Here is a 15,411-nt window from a genome sequence, read left to right as displayed (position 1 = left end):
TTGTTCCGTGTCAGTGGAGGCGCATTATAGGGAGTTATTTCAGGCTGACAAGGGGAAATTTAAAATAATCTTCCGAGTGCGTATTTTTTATTCTTTGTGCTTATTTTGACAACGTTTTGTGGGTTAATTGGGCGATTTCCCGCGCAAAATCCGCGACCTGTTCCCAATCGGTATACACCACTTCTTTATTGGTATCTGTTTCACCGCCTGACATCTTCATTATCAGTTGGATCATAACGCGGTCATACCAGCGATAGCGTGGATACAGCAAAGCGCCAGCAATAACCGCACTGCGATCAGGCCGCCACGGCGAACTCATCAGGAACTTACGCGCATAGCTGTTAGTTTGCGGCGTGCGTTTCTCCGGTTTACGGGCAACCAGGTTTACGGAGTAGAAGGCACTCGGCATCGCGTTCAGCCGCGTGGCATGCTTTTTCACAAACTCCTGAAAAGCTGCATGGTAATGACCATAGCGAATCGAGGCGCCAATCACCACGCTGTCATAATTTTGCCAGTCAGGCTCCGCGGTACGATGCAAATTAACGACATCCGCCCAAACGCCCAGCTCTTTGAGTTCAGAAGCCAGATACTCGGCGATTTCACGCGTTTGTCCGTCCCGGGAAGAAAAAAGAATCAGTGTTTTCACGTGTTACTCCATTATTCACGCCAGAAAGTAGGGGTAAAGAGTACCAGCAGGGTAAAGACCTCCAGACGACCAAACAGCATATTGGCAATCAGGATCCACTTCGCCACGGGGTTCATACTGGCAAAGTTGTCGGCGACAACCCCCAGCCCTGGCCCCAGGTTATTCAGCGTCGCCACAACAGAGGCAAACGCGGAGAAGTCATCAACACCGGTCGCAATAATCGCCAGCATACTGATAATAAAGACCAGCGCATAGGCAGAGAAGAATCCCCACACAGCTTCAAGGATTCGCTCCGGCAAAGCACGGTTACCCAGCTTGATACTGTAAACCGCATTCGGGTGGACCAGTCGTTTCAATTCGCGGTTACCCTGCTTAAACAGCAACAGGATTCGAATCACCTTCAAGCCACCGCCCGTCGACCCGGCACAGCCACCAATAAAAGCAGAACATAGCAACAGCACCGGCAGGAACAGCGGCCAGCGGGCAATACTGTCCGTAGTAAATCCGGCGGTCGTCGCCATCGATACCACCTGAAAAAAAGCCTGGTTGATGGTCGTGAGTGCCGAACCGTAGGTATTGTGTATCCACAGCACCAGCGTACAGACAGCCACCAGCGTCAGCTGCACCCCAATGAACATGCGGAACTCTGGATCGCGCCAGTAGACCTTCAGGCTGCGACCGCTTAATAAAGAGAAGTGCAGACCATAGTTACAACCAGAGATCAGCAAGAAGATAGCAATAATGGTGTTAATCGTGGGACTGTCGAAATACCCCACGCTGGCATCGTGTGTGGAAAAGCCGCCGATGGCTATCGTAGCAAAGCTGTGCCCAATAGCGTCAAACGCGGGCATCCCGGCAAACCATAGCGCCAGCGCACACGCCACCGTCAGTAATACATAGATAAGCCACAGCGTTTTCGCCGTTTCGGCAATACGCGGACGCATTTTGTTATCTTTCAGCGGGCCCGGCATTTCTGCCCGGTAGAGCTGCATCCCACCGACGCCAAGAATAGGCAGAATAGCCACCGCCAGCACGATGATCCCCATCCCGCCGAACCATTGCAGCATCTGTCGATAAAAGAGGATAGCGTGTGGCAATGAATCCAGCCCCACCAGCGTTGTCGCCCCCGTGGTGGTTAATCCGGAGAAGGATTCAAAAAAAGCGTCGGTTATCGTGAGGTTAGGGCTTTCCGCAAAGATGAACGGTAGCGCACCCACGCTACCCAGCACGGTCCAGAACAAAACGACAATCAGAAACCCTTCGCGCGATTTCAGCTCGCCCTTCTCTTTACGGTTTGGCCACCACAGCATGGAGCCGATCGCCAGAGCAACGAAGAAAGTTTGGGTAAACGCACGCCCTGCCCCATCGCGGTAGATGAGCGCTACCAGTCCGGGGATAATCATTGTCCCCGAGAATAAGATGACCAGTAGTCCAACGATTCGGGTGATGGCGCGAAAATGCATCTCTGCCGCTTCCTTAGTTCTTTAAAATGAGGTGGGGATTATTCTTCAATCGCTAACAATTGCAATGAACCACGACTAAAATCCGCCAGTTTTGCCGAAAATTCATCCACTTTGGCATAAGGAAGCGCCACCCTGAGCCGAACAAAAGCCTGGTAATCACTGGCAACAACTTTACCGTCAAACTGCCCCAGCAAAGCTTCAATGCCTGCCAGCTGACCGTACTCACACTGCAAAGTATATTCGGTTAATGGCGTCTTGCGCTGCGTCGTTAACTGACGCAACGCCTGATTCACGCCGCCACCGTAGGCTTTCACTAGCCCACCCGTACCCAGAAGGATACCGCCGTAGTAGCGCACCACCACCGCGGTAATCTCACCGATGCCACTCCCCATCAGCTGCGCGAGCATCGGTTTGCCTGCCGTACCTGCCGGTTCGCCATCGTCTGAAAATCCCAGCTGCTGCGAGTCATTGGGCGCGCCCGCCACCCACGCCACACAATGGTGGCGGGCGTCCGGGTGTTCCATTTTGACTGACTCAACAAACGCTTTCGCCGCTTCTACGCCGTCCGTATGGGCGAGCAGCGTAATGAAGCGGCTTTTTTTGATCTCTTCAACGACGCTTACCGGCGCCGCAGGGATTAACCAACTGTCCATTACGCCAGTTTTAAATCCCGTGTCATGTTTTCGATATTGTTCTCGTGGACCACCACGTTATCTTCAATACGAATACCGCCGAACGGTTTCAGGGCTTCAATTTTCTGCCAGTTGAAGTGTTTGCTGAACTGCCCTTCACGCCACGGCGCCAACAGCGATTCAATGAAGTAGATGCCCGGTTCGATGGTCAGGACCATGCCCGGTTGCAGAACGCGGGTGCAACGCAGGTAAGGATACTTCGACGGCGCGGCCAGATGCGTACCGCTGTCATCTTGCATAAAGCCAGCGACATCGTGTACCTGCAGGCCCAGCGGGTGACCAATGCCATGCGGCATAAACGGCCCGGTAAGATCGTTTTCCACCATCGCCTCTTCACTCATATCGGTGATGATTTGATGCTTACGCAGCAGCTTCGCGATGCGCTGATGGAACTGAATGTGATAATCCACGTAGCTGGTACCCGCTTTCATAGTGGCAATCAGCGCCAGTTGCTCGTCATTCACATCCTTCACCAGATGCGCATAGTCGTTGTCGCTTTTCGCCGACCACGTACGCGTCAGGTCTGCTGCATAGCCGTTGTATTCCGCACCGGCGTCCAGCAGGAAACTGCGGATTTCAGACGGAGCCTGATGATCCAGCCTGGTATAATGCAGAACCGAAGCATGCTCGTTAAGCGCCACGATGTTGCTGTACGGCACGTCGGTGTCGCGATGACCGGTAGCAGTCAGGTAAGCGAGGTTGATGTCAAACTCGCTCATCCCGGAACGGAACGCTTCTTCCGCGGCACGGTGTCCATTCACCGCCATTTTCTGTGCTTCGCGCATACAGGCCAGTTCGTAATCTGTTTTGTAAGCACGATAATAATGCAGGTAGTCGATAACCCCTTTCGGGTTGATATTGCTGGCCGCGATGTCCAGCTGCAGCGCGCGTTCCGGAACCGGACCGATGTAACCGATATTGTCGCGAGCAGCAGGCAGTTGGCTACCGATACCATCAGCTTTTGGCAGCGCGATGATCTCAATTTCTTCCGTCCAGAAGGAGGTCGGCAGCGGCTCAACGTTGTGCCAGTAATCGACCGGCAGGTAGAACCACAATTTCGGCTTATTCACGCCATCCACCAGCAACCAGCAGTTAGGAACCTGCGTTACAGGCACCCAGGCTTTGAATTGCGGATTGACCTTAAACGGGTAGGGATGATCGTCGAGAAAGACGTTAACAAGTTCTCCTGAGTGAATAAGTAACGCATCCAGCTTGAAGCGCTCCAGCGCGTCGCGCGTCCGTTCTTGTAGGGTAATGATATGATTTTTATAGAGTGCGGCCAGTGATTCCATTTTCTATCCTTCTGTTTTTTTGACCTCAAGTGTCCGCATCTTAGCACATCGTTTTGTGAGTGCGTGATTTCTGCCGAGCGTGATCAAATCGTCATTTCTTTAATCATTCATTTGCATTTTATTAACATAAAACACACACTTCGATTCATCTGGTATGACCAGATCACCTTGCGGATTCAGGAGACTGACATGCTTTACAAAGGCGACACCCTGTACCTCGACTGGCTGGAAGATGGCATCGCCGAACTGGTGTTCGATGCCCCAGGCTCAGTCAATAAACTCGACACGGCCACCGTTGCCAGCCTGGGCCATGCGCTTGACGTGCTGGAAAAACAACCGAATTTAAAAGGGCTGCTGCTGCGTTCTAACAAAGCAGCCTTTATTGTTGGTGCCGACATCACCGAATTCCTTTCACTGTTCCTCGTGCCTGAAGAGCAACTGAGCCAGTGGCTGCATTTTGCCAACAGCGTGTTTAATCGCCTGGAAGATCTGCCTGTTCCGACTCTCTCAGCGGTTAACGGCTATGCGCTGGGCGGTGGCTGCGAGTGTGTCCTGGCGACCGATTATCGTCTGGCTACGCCGGACCTGCGCATCGGCCTGCCAGAAACCAAGCTGGGCATTATGCCAGGCTTTGGCGGCTCCGTGCGTATGCCACGTATGCTGGGTGCGGACAGCGCGCTGGAAATTATTGCTGCGGGTAAAGATGTGGGTGCTGAGCAGGCGCTAAAAATCGGTCTGGTCGATGGCGTAGTGAAGCAAGACAAACTGCTTGATGGCGCAATCGCGGTATTACGTCAGGCGATTGACGGCGACCTCGACTGGAAAGCCAAACGTCAGCCGAAGCTGGAGCCGTTGAAACTCAGTAAAATTGAAGCGGCAATGAGCTTTACCATCGCCAAAGGTATGGTGGCGCAGACGGCAGGTAAGCATTATCCCGCACCGATTACCGCGGTAAAAACCATTGAAGCAGCGGCCCGTTTTGGCCGTGAAGAAGCGCTGAATCTGGAAAATAAAAGCTTTGTTCCACTGGCGCACACCAATGAAGCCCGCGCACTGGTTGGAATTTTCCTTAACGATCAGTTCGTGAAAGCCAAAGCCAAAAAGCTCACCAAAAATGTTGAAGCGCCAAAGCAAGCGGCAGTGCTGGGCGCAGGCATTATGGGCGGCGGCATCGCTTACCAGTCGGCCTGGAAAGGCGTGCCGGTTGTCATGAAAGATATCAACGACAAATCATTAACGCTGGGTATGACCGAAGCGGCCAAGCTACTGAACAAACAGCTGGAGCGCGGCAAAATTGACGGTCTGAAAATGGCGGGCGTTATTTCCACCATTCACCCCACCCTCGACTATAGCGGTTTCGAACGCGTGGACGTGGTAGTTGAAGCGGTCGTAGAAAACCCAAAAGTGAAAAAAGCGGTACTGGCGGAAACCGAAGATCAGGTTCGCCCGGACACCGTACTGGCTTCGAATACTTCCACCATCCCAATCAACGAACTGGCCAGCGCGCTTAAGCGTCCGGAAAACTTCTGTGGGATGCACTTCTTTAACCCGGTGCACCGTATGCCGCTGGTTGAGATCATTCGCGGCGAGAAAAGCTCGGATGAAACCATCGCTAAGGTTGTCGCCTGGGCAAGCCAGATGGGCAAAACGCCGATTGTGGTTAATGACTGCCCTGGTTTCTTCGTTAACCGCGTGCTGTTCCCCTATTTTGCCGGTTTCAGTCAGTTACTGCGCGACGGGGCGGATTTCCGCAAAGTCGACAAAGTGATGGAAAAACAGTTTGGTTGGCCGATGGGCCCGGCTTATCTGCTGGACGTGGTAGGTATTGATACCGCGCACCACGCGCAGGCGGTGATGTCCGCAGGCTTCCCTCAGCGTATGCAGAAAGATTATCGCGATGCGATAGACGCCCTGTTTGATGCTAACCGTTTCGGGCAGAAAAACGGTCTCGGATTCTGGCGTTATAAAGAAGACAACAAGGGCAAGCCGAAGAAAGAAGAAGATGCCACCGTTGACGATCTGCTGGCAGAGGTCAGCCAGCCGAAACGCGACTTCAGCGATGAAGAGATTATCGCCCGCATGATGATCCCTATGGTCAACGAAGTAGTGCGTTGCCTGGAAGAAGGCATTATCGCCAGCCCGGCAGAAGCCGATATGGCGCTGGTATACGGTCTGGGCTTCCCTCCGTTCCACGGCGGTGCGTTCCGCTGGCTGGATACGCTCGGCAGCGCGAAGTATCTCGATATGGCTCAGCAGTATCAGCACCTTGGTCCGCTGTATGAAGTTCCGGCCGGTCTGCGTGATAAAGCGCGCCATAACGAACCGTATTATCCCCAGGTTGAGCCAGCCCGCCCGGTTGGCAGCCTGAAAACGGCTTAAGGAGTCACAATGGAACAGGTTGTAATTGTTGATGCGATCCGTACCCCGATGGGCCGTTCGAAAGGGGGCGCGTTTCGGAACGTGCGGGCAGAAGATCTCTCTGCACATTTAATGCGTAGCCTGCTGGCGCGTAATCCGGCGCTGGAGCCAACCGCTCTTGATGACATTTACTGGGGCTGTGTGCAACAAACGCTGGAGCAGGGTTTCAATATCGCCCGTAATGCCGCGCTGTTGGCGGAAGTTCCGCACTCCGTTCCGGCCGTCACGGTCAATCGCCTGTGCGGTTCGTCCATGCAGGCGCTCCACGATGCGGCACGCATGATCATGACTGGTGATGCTCAGGCGTGCCTGATTGGCGGCGTTGAGCATATGGGCCATGTGCCAATGAGCCACGGCGTTGATTTCCACCCGGGTATGAGCCGCAACGTGGCGAAAGCCGCAGGGATGATGGGCCTGACCGCGGAAATGCTCTCCCGCATGCACGGCATCAGCCGTGAAATGCAGGACGCTTTCGCCGCACGTTCACACGCTCGCGCCTGGGCTGCAACACAGTCTGGCGCTTTTAAAAACGAAATCATCCCGACCGGCGGTCATGATGCCGACGGCGTGCTGAAGCAGTTTAACTACGATGAGGTTATCCGTCCGGAAACGACCGTTGAAGCGCTCTCCACCCTGCGCCCGGCGTTCGATCCGGTGAACGGAACGGTGACTGCCGGTACCTCCTCTGCGCTCTCCGACGGCGCAGCGGCGATGCTGGTAATGAGCGAAAGCCGCGCCCGTCAGTTGGGTCTGACGCCGCGTGCCCGTATTCGTTCGATGGCTGTTGTCGGCTGCGATCCGTCAATCATGGGTTACGGCCCGGTTCCGGCCTCAAAGCTGGCGCTGAAAAAAGCGGGGCTCTCCACCAGCGACATCGGTTTGTTTGAGATGAACGAAGCCTTTGCCGCTCAGATCCTGCCGTGTATTAAAGATCTGGGGCTGATGGAGCAGATCGATGAGAAGATCAACCTCAATGGTGGGGCGATCGCCTTGGGTCACCCGCTGGGCTGTTCTGGGGCGCGTATCAGCACCACCCTACTCAACCTGATGGAACGCAAAGACGTGCAGTTTGGTCTGGCGACGATGTGTATCGGGTTAGGTCAGGGTATCGCAACGGTATTTGAGCGAGTTTAATCAAAGCATGCCGGGGGCGCTTCGCTTGCCCGGCCTACGAAATGTTATCTCAAAGCCATTGGTGCCAGAACAAGGCGGCAAGCGAATGAATCCCGATGAGCTTACGTATAGTAAGTGATTCGGGTGAATGAGCGAAGCCAACACAGTTATGGTGCCAATGACGAAGAGAGAAAGTTTAGTTGCCGTTCTTCCCGCCTGTCAGGGGCGGGTTTTTTATTTCCCTGAACTACCACGCACCACTAACTGCACCGGCAGCAGCAGATTCTCTTCCTGATTTTCTTCCAGCAGTAAACGCAGCGCTTCACGCCCCAGCTGTTTTTTATCAACCGCAACGGTAGTCAGCGGCGGATGTGACCAGGCCGCAGCATCAATATCATCAAATCCCACCAGCGCAAGATCTTCCGGGATACGTATACCCTGCTGCGCACACACCTGCTGAACAACCATCGCTGCCGCGTCGTTATAGGCAAAAATGGCATCGGGCGGCTCTGGCAGTCTGAGTAGCTCATTAACCGCATCCACCAGAGATTGCTCGGTATCCAGCAGCGGCGGCGCAACGACGTCATACTCTGGCGGCATTAGCAAACGGGCTTCATACAATGCCTGACGGTAGCCCTTTTCACGCTGACGGATGCTGTAGTGCGCGAGCGTACTGGCAAGAAAAGCAATGCGGCTGCGGCCTTGTGCAATCAGATGTTGCGTAGCCAGATAGCCGCCCAGAGTATTGTCAGGATTCACGCAAGGCAGTCCTGGCGCCCAGAGATCCACCAGCACCAGCGGCAATTTCATCTGTTGTAGCAGCCCAAGCAACTCAGGTTCAAAAAATCCCGCGCAGATCAGCGCATCAGGCTGGTGCAGCATCACCTGCTCACTCACTGCATCGCCTGGACCTATAGAGAGAAAGCTCAGCGCAACCCCCTTTTCGCGACACAGATCTTCTATCCCCAGCAGCAGTTGAGAGTAAAACGGTAAAGCCCGGCTGATATTGTGCTGGCGATGCAGTAAAAACAGGACACGTTTGATTTTATCTGCGCGCAGGCGTGAAAAATCATAACCCTGCTGCTGCGCCACTGAAATAATGCGCTGCCGGGTCTCTTCACGCAGCCCCGGTTGCCCTTTTAGCGCGCGGGAAACAGCGCCAACCGAGACGCCACAAGCATCGGCAATGTCTCTGATACGTACAGGTTTCGTCATTTCACTCTCATGGATTTACTATGGCTTGTTGTGCCCCCAGCCAGGCTGCGCCGCGTACGCCGCTGCTGTCGCCGTGGCGGGCCTGAACGATCGGTGTGCGGCACTGTTTACCAAACACGTACTGCGCCACTCGCGCCTGTAAACCTGAGTACAGTAAATCGATATTGGATACCCCGCCCCCCAGCACGAGAACATCGGGATCGAGCATATTCACCACACTCGCCAGCGCGCGAGCCAGTTGATCGCAATAGCGTTCCCACAACAAACAGGCGTCTGCATCACCCGATGCTACCCGTTGCATAATTTGTGGCACCCCCATATGTTGCGCGGTGTGATTCATATACTGACGCTCCAGGCCACTACCGGAAATAAAGCTCTCAATACAGTTCAACTGTCCGCAATAGCATGTCACTTCAGCCCCGTCCCGAGATCCGTGGTAGCGCGGCAAGGCATTATGCCCCCACTCTCCGGCACAGGCGTTAGGGCCGGAGATCAACCGGTTCTCGATGCATAGACCACCGCCGCATCCGGTACCGAGGATCACGCCAAATACCACGCTATGCCCACGCCCACTACCGTCCATCGCTTCTGACAGGGTAAAGCAGTTGGCATCATTGGTAACGGGCACTGGCATTCCTAATGCACGCTCGAGATCTTGCGCAAAGGCCTGCTGATTCAGCACCAGAATGTTGGAATTCTTAATCAAACCTTCGCTATCCACCGCACCTGGCACCCCGATGCCAACCGATAAAGGCTGATTAATGGCCTGCATAGCCCTGGCTATCATCTCCGTCACGGCCTGGAAAAAATCACCGTAACGCTGCTTTGGTGTCGCACATCGTTCGCGGTAAACAATTTCACCCGCGTTATCAATCACCACCGCTTCGATTTTAGTCCCGCCGATATCCAGTCCGAGCCTCATGGTTTTTCCTCGTTTGCATCTCACAATGTGATGCGGTTTAGCTTGCCTATTTTGTTTACTAAACACATGGAGAGCTGTCACAAAAACTCAATTTATGTTTGAGTGACGGACATATTATGTTTACTAAAAAATAATTATGATGAGAAAGAGAGGCAATGACGCCGGGCCTGCGCCCTGCTAGTTGGAAGACAGATGATTGATGGATGCGCCGGAAGGGCTCCGGCGCACAGCGCTTAAATGAACGCGAAAGCGTCGCCAAACAGGCGATCTTCACGCGCACTGCGTTCATTACAGAACAGATCGCGCGCGATTTTGGCCATTTCAAAACGACCGGCAATGTAGATATCGTGCTCAGCCAGGGTACCGTAATCCTGCAATACCGCCGTTAACACGGTTCCCGTACGACCACGCCAGCCGTCTTCTGGCTGTTCCACCACTGGCTCAACGCGCAGATTCGGGTGATTAACAGACAACGCTTCCAGTTCGGAGAGATCGTAGAGATGCTTCTCTTCACGCCCACCCCAGTAAATGGTGATATCGCGGTTTGGATTACGTGCCAGCGCAGTAAGCAGAATGGAACGCACGTAAGAGAACCCTGTACCACCGGCAATCAGGATCAGCGGGCGCTCGTCTTCATCACGCAGCCAGGCTTCGCCATGCGGAATGTCGACCTTGATTTCCCGGTCTTTCAGAATTCGGTCCATCACAGCCATGGCATAAAGATTTAGCTCAGAGGCGCCAACGTGCAGCTCAATGAATCCTTGCTCGTCCGGCGTGGATGCCATGGAGAACGGACGCTTATCCCTTTCGTCCATCACGACCATTAAATACTGGCCAGCACGAAAGGAAAACGCCGCGTCTGGCACTAAACGAACGCGATATACGGTATCAGTGATAGCTTCTACCGAGGTCACTTTACAGCTTAAGGTTGTCATGCGCTCTCTCTGTCGGATCAATAGGCAAAACGATCGCGCCTCAGGCGCTTTTGCCGTCATTAAAGATGGCCAGTTCATCCCAAATTGCGTCAATACGCGCAGTTACTTCAGGATCTTTTTTAATCGGGCGTCCCCATTCGCGTTGGGTTTCGCCCGGCCATTTATTTGTGGCATCCAGCCCCATTTTTGAACCCAGGCCGGAAACCGGCGAGGCAAAGTCCAGGTAATCAATTGGCGTATTCTCTACCAGTACCGTATCCCGAGCCGGGTCCATACGGGTAGTAATTGCCCAAATCACATCATTCCAGTCGCGTGCATTAACATCATCATCGCAGACAATAACAAATTTGGTGTACATAAACTGGCGCAAAAACGACCAAACACCCATCATGACGCGTTTGGCATGACCAGCGTACTGTTTTTTCATCGTCACCACGGCCAGACGATATGAACAGCCTTCCGGAGGCAGGTAAAAATCGACGATTTCCGGGAACTGCTTTTGCAGAATAGGAACGAAAACTTCGTTCAGCGCCACACCAAGCACCGCGGGCTCATCAGGCGGACGTCCGGTATAAGTAGAGTGATAAATCGCCTCTTCACGCTGGGTAATGTGCGTAACGGTAAAGACCGGAAAGCTATCTACTTCGTTGTAGTAACCGGTATGATCGCCATACGGTCCTTCCGGGGCCAGCTCACCCGGTTCGATATACCCTTCCAGCACGATTTCAGCACTGGCGGGCACTTCCAGATCGTTGGAAATACATTTGACCACTTCGGTTTTGGTGCCACGTAACAGCCCGGCAAATGCGTACTCGGATAATGTATCAGGGACGGGCGTCACGGCCCCCAGAATGGTCGCAGGATCTGCCCCCAACGCCACCGAAACCGGGAAGCGTTCTCCAGGATGCGCCGCACACCACTCCTGGTAATCGAGCGCGCCGCCGCGGTGGGACAGCCAGCGCATAATAAGCTTGTTTTTGCCAATCAGCTGCTGGCGATAAATGCCCAGATTCTGCCGCTCTTTATGCGGACCACGCGTTACGGTTAGCCCCCAGGTAATCAGCGGTGCGGCATCTTCCGGCCAACAGGTCATAATCGGAATACGGTTTAAATCGACGTCATCACCGGAGTAGATTTTTTGCTGACAAGGCGCACCGCGCAACCGCTTAGTCGGCATGTTCAGCACCTGCTTAAACTGCGGCAGCTTATCAAACAGATCGCGGAATCCTTTCGGTGGCTCCGGCTCTTTCAAAAACGCCAACAGTTTACCGACTTCCCGTAGTGCCGAGACATCTTCCTGCCCCATCCCCATTGCAACACGCTTCGGTGTGCCAAACAGGTTACACAGCACCGGCATTGAATAGCCTTTAGGATTCTCAAACAGTAACGCAGGCCCGCCAGCACGTAGAGTGCGATCGGCAATTTCAGTAATTTCCAGGTGGGGATCCACCTCAAGCGAAATGCGTTTGAGCTCGCCCTGCTGTTCAAGCAGCGTCAGGAAGTCGCGTAAATCGTGATATTTCATGGCGTCCATTGTGGCCTCTTCGTAAGCGCTTCATTATACGGCGTTCATCATTGTGATGCTGTATTTTTGTTAAATTAGCGTGAACTCTGGCGATACATATAAGCCCTGGGAGTATATACCCGTTGGGTTTCAGCCTGCTTTGAGGCGGGTATAATTAACTTAACTCATGGCTTTTGCTATGCTAGCGCTCAGAACAAGCGAATAAGAGTTATTATGCAATCCTGGTATTTACTGTACTGCAAACGTGGGCAACTTCAGCGAGCCCAGGAACACCTGGAAAGACAGGCAGTGAACTGCCTGACGCCTATGATCACCCTGGAAAAAATGGTGCGCGGTAAACGTACCACAGTCTGTGAACCACTATTCCCTAATTACATGTTTGTCGAGTTCGACCCGGAAGTGATCCACACCACCACGATCAACGCCACGCGTGGTGTCAGCCATTTCGTTCGTTTTGGAGCGACGCCTGCGACCGTCCCATCCCCCGTAATTCACCAGCTTTCTATCTACAAGCCTGAAGGTATTGTTGACCCGCAAACCCCTCAGCCAGGGGACAGCGTGATTATTACTGAAGGGGCGTTTGAGGGACTGAAAGCGATCTTCACCGAACCGGATGGCGAAGCGCGTTCCATGCTGCTGCTTAACCTCTTGAATAAAGAGATTAAGCAGAGCGTTAAAAATACCGGTTTTCGAAAAATATAAGTCGTTTAGAAGGTCACTTCGAACAGCGTTCTGACGTTGGCATCAATGGTTGCTGACAGCCATTGAGGGTCTTCCCCACGCCAGTGAGCAATTCGCTCAAGAATATGCGGCAGGTGCGCCGGTTCATTGCGACGTGACGTCGGTTTAGGCGTTAAGTCGCGAGGGAGTAGATAAGGTGCATCGGTTTCTATCAGCAGTCTTTCCACCGGAATAAACGGCAGCAGCTCCCGCAGTTCCATCCCCCGGCGTTCATCACAGACCCACCCAGTGATACCGATATAAAGCCCTCGGTCCACGCAGTCCTGCATCTCCTGGCGCGAACCGGTGAAACAGTGCAGCACCGCGCCTGGGAGGCTGTCCAGCCACGGCTCCAGCAACGTCAGAAAACGCTCATGCGCATCCCGACAATGCATGAAAATCGGCATCTGCAGTTCAGCAGCAATGCGCAGTTGCGCTTCAAAAGCACGTTCCTGTTCCTGCGGCGTGGAGAAATTGCGATTGAAATCCAGGCCGCACTCACCAATAGCGACTACCTTCGACTGGTTTGCCAGCGTGATAATCTCGTCTTCCGTTGAGGATTGCCATTGGCTGCTGTCATGCGGGTGCACGCCAGCCGTGGACCAGCAATGCGGATAATGCTGCGCCAGCTTTAACGCCTGCTGGCTTTCGTGAAGGCTTGTTCCGGTCAGAAGCATACCGTTTACGCCCGCAGCAAAGGCGCGCGCCACGACCTCATCCCGGTCTTTCGCAAATTGTGAACTGGTTAAATTAACGCCAATATCAAACATGCTTCCTCCCATATGACAACCGCCCTGACGGGCGGTTGAATTTATTCTTCAGTTTTCTCGGTGGCTTCGGCTTCTTTTGCTTCTTCAGCCTCGTTGTCCTCATCTCTCGTACGTCGCTTACCGACATAGAAACGAGAGAAGAAAACACCCACCTCGAACAGGCAGTACATCGGTATCGCCAACAACGTTTGCGAGAAGACATCTGGCGGAGTCAGTAGCATCCCGACGACAAAGGCACCCACCACAACATAAGGACGCTTTTTGCGTAAATCATCTGGCGTCGTAATGCCCATCCAGCATAGCAGCACGATGGCGACAGGCACCTCAAAAGAGACACCGAAAGCCATAAATAGCGCCATTACAAAGCTGAGATAGCTGGCAATGTCCGTTGATACCTGCACGCCTTGCGGAGCCGTGTTGGCCAGAAAACCAAACGCTAACGGGAAGACAACAAAATAGGCGAATGCCATGCCGATGTAGAACAACAACGAACTGGAGACCAGCAGCGGAACAACCAGACGGCGTTCATGTTTATACAACGCTGGCGCTATAAATGCCCACACCTGGTAGAGGATCACTGGCGCTGACAGGATCAGCGATACCATGAAGGTCAACTTGATTGGGGTAAAGAACGGCGAAGCCACATCGGTGGCGATCATTGTTGCACCCTGCGGCATCTGTTTAATCAACGGTGCCGCGACCATATGGTAAATGTCGTTGGCAAAGTAAACCAACGCCAGAAAGATCACGATTACCGCAATGATGCAGTTCAGGAGTCGCTTACGCAGCTCAATAAGATGCGTGATGAGCGGTTGGGTATCTTCTACAGCCATGTTTACGGTTTATCACTCGACGAGGGGGAGGATTCGACAACAGGTGCGACAGCTTTCTTTTCTGCATCCATTAACGTAGCGGAAGTGTTTTCCGTTGGCTCTGGCGTTTTAGCACCCGTGGATTCCGGTTTTTGCTCCGGCGAACTGGCCTGGTTTTCAGCGGCAGCAGGGGTGACCCCTTCTCGCTGCGCTTCAGCTTCTTTTACCACCGGATTATGGATAGTGTGCGCTTCATCGCTCTCTTTCTCAGGATCGTGCACACTGTAAGAACGCTTCATCGACTCTGCCGCTTCACGCAGCTCATCCATTGAGGCTTTCAACTCCGGGGTCAGATTTGTCAGGCTCGCTTTCTCTACTTTCTTCAGGCTGTCCTGAAACTCCTGAAGCTTAAGCTCCTGGGTCAGTTCATTCTGAACAGTAGTTGCCAGGGAACGCAAAGCACGAACCCAACCAGCAACCGTTTTTACCGCTACAGGTAAACGTTGCGGCCCCAGGACGATGAGGCCGATCACGAACACCAATAACAGTTCGCTAAAACCGATATCAAACACGGATTATACCTGCTCTTTATCTTGGCTTTTGGCGTCTTCTTTTTTCACTTCGCCCTGCTTATCGGTAATGGATTTAGCAGTAAAATCAGCGTCCTGGCTGGTTTTATCTTGCTTTGGCTCATCATCACCCATTGCTTTTTTGAAGCCTTTAATCGACGCGCCAAGATCGGAACCGATGGAGCCGAGTTTCTTGGTGCCAAATAGCAGTACAACGATGACGGCAATGATCAACAACTGCCAAATACTGATACCACCCATACATGTTCCTCTGTCATAGATGATGAATTAATAAGGCCGTAGTATACGTTACACGACC

General features: G+C 53.2%; 15 protein-coding genes. 3 read left to right on the top strand and 12 right to left on the bottom strand.

The features are described from left to right. Nucleotides 1–100 precede the first annotated feature (100 nt). The 4 genes from hemG to pepQ are packed head-to-tail and all read right to left on the bottom strand — an operon-like array spanning nucleotide 101 to nucleotide 4,093. Nucleotides 101–646 carry a menaquinone-dependent protoporphyrinogen IX dehydrogenase gene (hemG, locus tag OGV75_RS01725; protein WP_016155152.1) on the bottom strand — a complete coding sequence of 182 codons (546 nt, stop codon included), beginning with the start codon at nucleotides 644–646 and terminating at the stop codon, nucleotides 101–103. Between the two features lie 11 nt (nucleotides 647–657). Further along, nucleotides 658–2,109, bottom strand: coding sequence for a Trk system potassium transporter TrkH (gene trkH, locus OGV75_RS01720; RefSeq protein WP_003017848.1), 1,452 nt, complete (start codon nucleotides 2,107–2,109; stop codon nucleotides 658–660). 38 nt (nucleotides 2,110–2,147) lie between these two features. Beyond that, a complete protein-coding gene (locus OGV75_RS01715) occupies nucleotides 2,148–2,762 on the bottom strand; it encodes an IMPACT family protein (RefSeq protein WP_047499555.1) in 615 nt (204 codons plus the stop codon). Continuing rightward, nucleotides 2,762–4,093 (bottom strand): Xaa-Pro dipeptidase, encoded by a 1,332-nt coding sequence (pepQ, locus tag OGV75_RS01710; protein WP_286480297.1) that lies wholly within the window; start codon nucleotides 4,091–4,093, stop codon nucleotides 2,762–2,764. The genes OGV75_RS01715 and pepQ overlap by 1 nt, the downstream gene beginning before the upstream one ends. A 189-nt stretch (nucleotides 4,094–4,282) precedes the next feature. Here pepQ and fadB point away from each other — a divergent pair, with 189 nt between their 5' ends. Together fadB and fadA are read left to right on the top strand one after the other, a co-directional pair. After that, on the top strand, nucleotides 4,283–6,472 hold the full coding sequence (gene fadB, locus OGV75_RS01705) for a fatty acid oxidation complex subunit alpha FadB (protein ID WP_200014444.1): 2,190 nt from the start codon (nucleotides 4,283–4,285) through the stop codon (nucleotides 6,470–6,472). Between the two features lie 9 nt (nucleotides 6,473–6,481). Further along, the gene (gene fadA, locus OGV75_RS01700; protein ID WP_016155148.1) at nucleotides 6,482–7,645 is read left to right on the top strand and encodes an acetyl-CoA C-acyltransferase FadA; all 1,164 of its coding nucleotides are present in this window, start codon (nucleotides 6,482–6,484) and stop codon (nucleotides 7,643–7,645) included. A 213-nt stretch (nucleotides 7,646–7,858) separates the two neighbouring features. On the opposite strand, the gene OGV75_RS01695 is transcribed toward fadA, so the two are convergent. The 4 genes from OGV75_RS01695 to ubiD form a co-directional block, all read right to left on the bottom strand. Beyond that, entirely contained in the window at nucleotides 7,859–8,839 is a 981-nt protein-coding gene (locus OGV75_RS01695) for a LacI family DNA-binding transcriptional regulator (protein ID WP_019078421.1), read from the bottom strand. A 7-nt stretch (nucleotides 8,840–8,846) separates the two neighbouring features. Then, a complete protein-coding gene (locus OGV75_RS01690; protein ID WP_200014446.1) occupies nucleotides 8,847–9,761 on the bottom strand; it encodes an ROK family protein in 915 nt (304 codons plus the stop codon). A gap of 233 nt (nucleotides 9,762–9,994) precedes the next feature. Next, the gene (gene fre, locus OGV75_RS01685) at nucleotides 9,995–10,696 is read right to left on the bottom strand and encodes an NAD(P)H-flavin reductase (protein ID WP_003828903.1); all 702 of its coding nucleotides are present in this window, start codon (nucleotides 10,694–10,696) and stop codon (nucleotides 9,995–9,997) included. A 40-nt stretch (nucleotides 10,697–10,736) separates the two neighbouring features. Then, a complete protein-coding gene (gene ubiD / locus OGV75_RS01680) occupies nucleotides 10,737–12,230 on the bottom strand; it encodes a 4-hydroxy-3-polyprenylbenzoate decarboxylase (RefSeq protein WP_016155145.1) in 1,494 nt (497 codons plus the stop codon). Between the two features lie 204 nt (nucleotides 12,231–12,434). Between ubiD and rfaH the strand changes: the two genes are divergently transcribed. Then, nucleotides 12,435–12,923, top strand: coding sequence for a transcription/translation regulatory transformer protein RfaH (rfaH, locus tag OGV75_RS01675; protein ID WP_016155144.1), 489 nt, complete (start codon nucleotides 12,435–12,437; stop codon nucleotides 12,921–12,923). Nucleotides 12,924–12,928: 5 nt separating this feature from the next. Here rfaH and tatD read toward each other — a convergent pair whose 3' ends face one another. From tatD to tatA, 4 genes are read right to left on the bottom strand one after another with little or no spacing between them, the layout of a single operon-like run. After that, complete coding sequence (tatD, locus tag OGV75_RS01670) at nucleotides 12,929–13,711, bottom strand: 3'-5' ssDNA/RNA exonuclease TatD (RefSeq protein WP_047358741.1); 783 nt, start codon at nucleotides 13,709–13,711, stop codon at nucleotides 12,929–12,931. A 41-nt stretch (nucleotides 13,712–13,752) separates the two neighbouring features. After that, a complete protein-coding gene (tatC, locus tag OGV75_RS01665) occupies nucleotides 13,753–14,544 on the bottom strand; it encodes a Sec-independent protein translocase subunit TatC (RefSeq protein ID WP_016155142.1) in 792 nt (263 codons plus the stop codon). Nucleotides 14,545–14,546: 2 nt separating this feature from the next. Then, complete coding sequence (gene tatB, locus OGV75_RS01660; protein WP_047358742.1) at nucleotides 14,547–15,095, bottom strand: Sec-independent protein translocase protein TatB; 549 nt, start codon at nucleotides 15,093–15,095, stop codon at nucleotides 14,547–14,549. Between the two features lie 3 nt (nucleotides 15,096–15,098). Then, entirely contained in the window at nucleotides 15,099–15,353 is a 255-nt protein-coding gene (tatA, locus tag OGV75_RS01655) for a Sec-independent protein translocase subunit TatA (protein WP_003017888.1), read from the bottom strand. Nucleotides 15,354–15,411 lie beyond the last annotated feature (58 nt).

The organism is Citrobacter sp. Cb028, assembly GCF_030336705.1.
GTDB classification, from domain to species: domain Bacteria; phylum Pseudomonadota; class Gammaproteobacteria; order Enterobacterales; family Enterobacteriaceae; genus Citrobacter; species Citrobacter braakii.
Note: the sequence above shows the minus strand (reverse complement) of the source record. Positions and strands in the feature narration are given on the sequence as shown.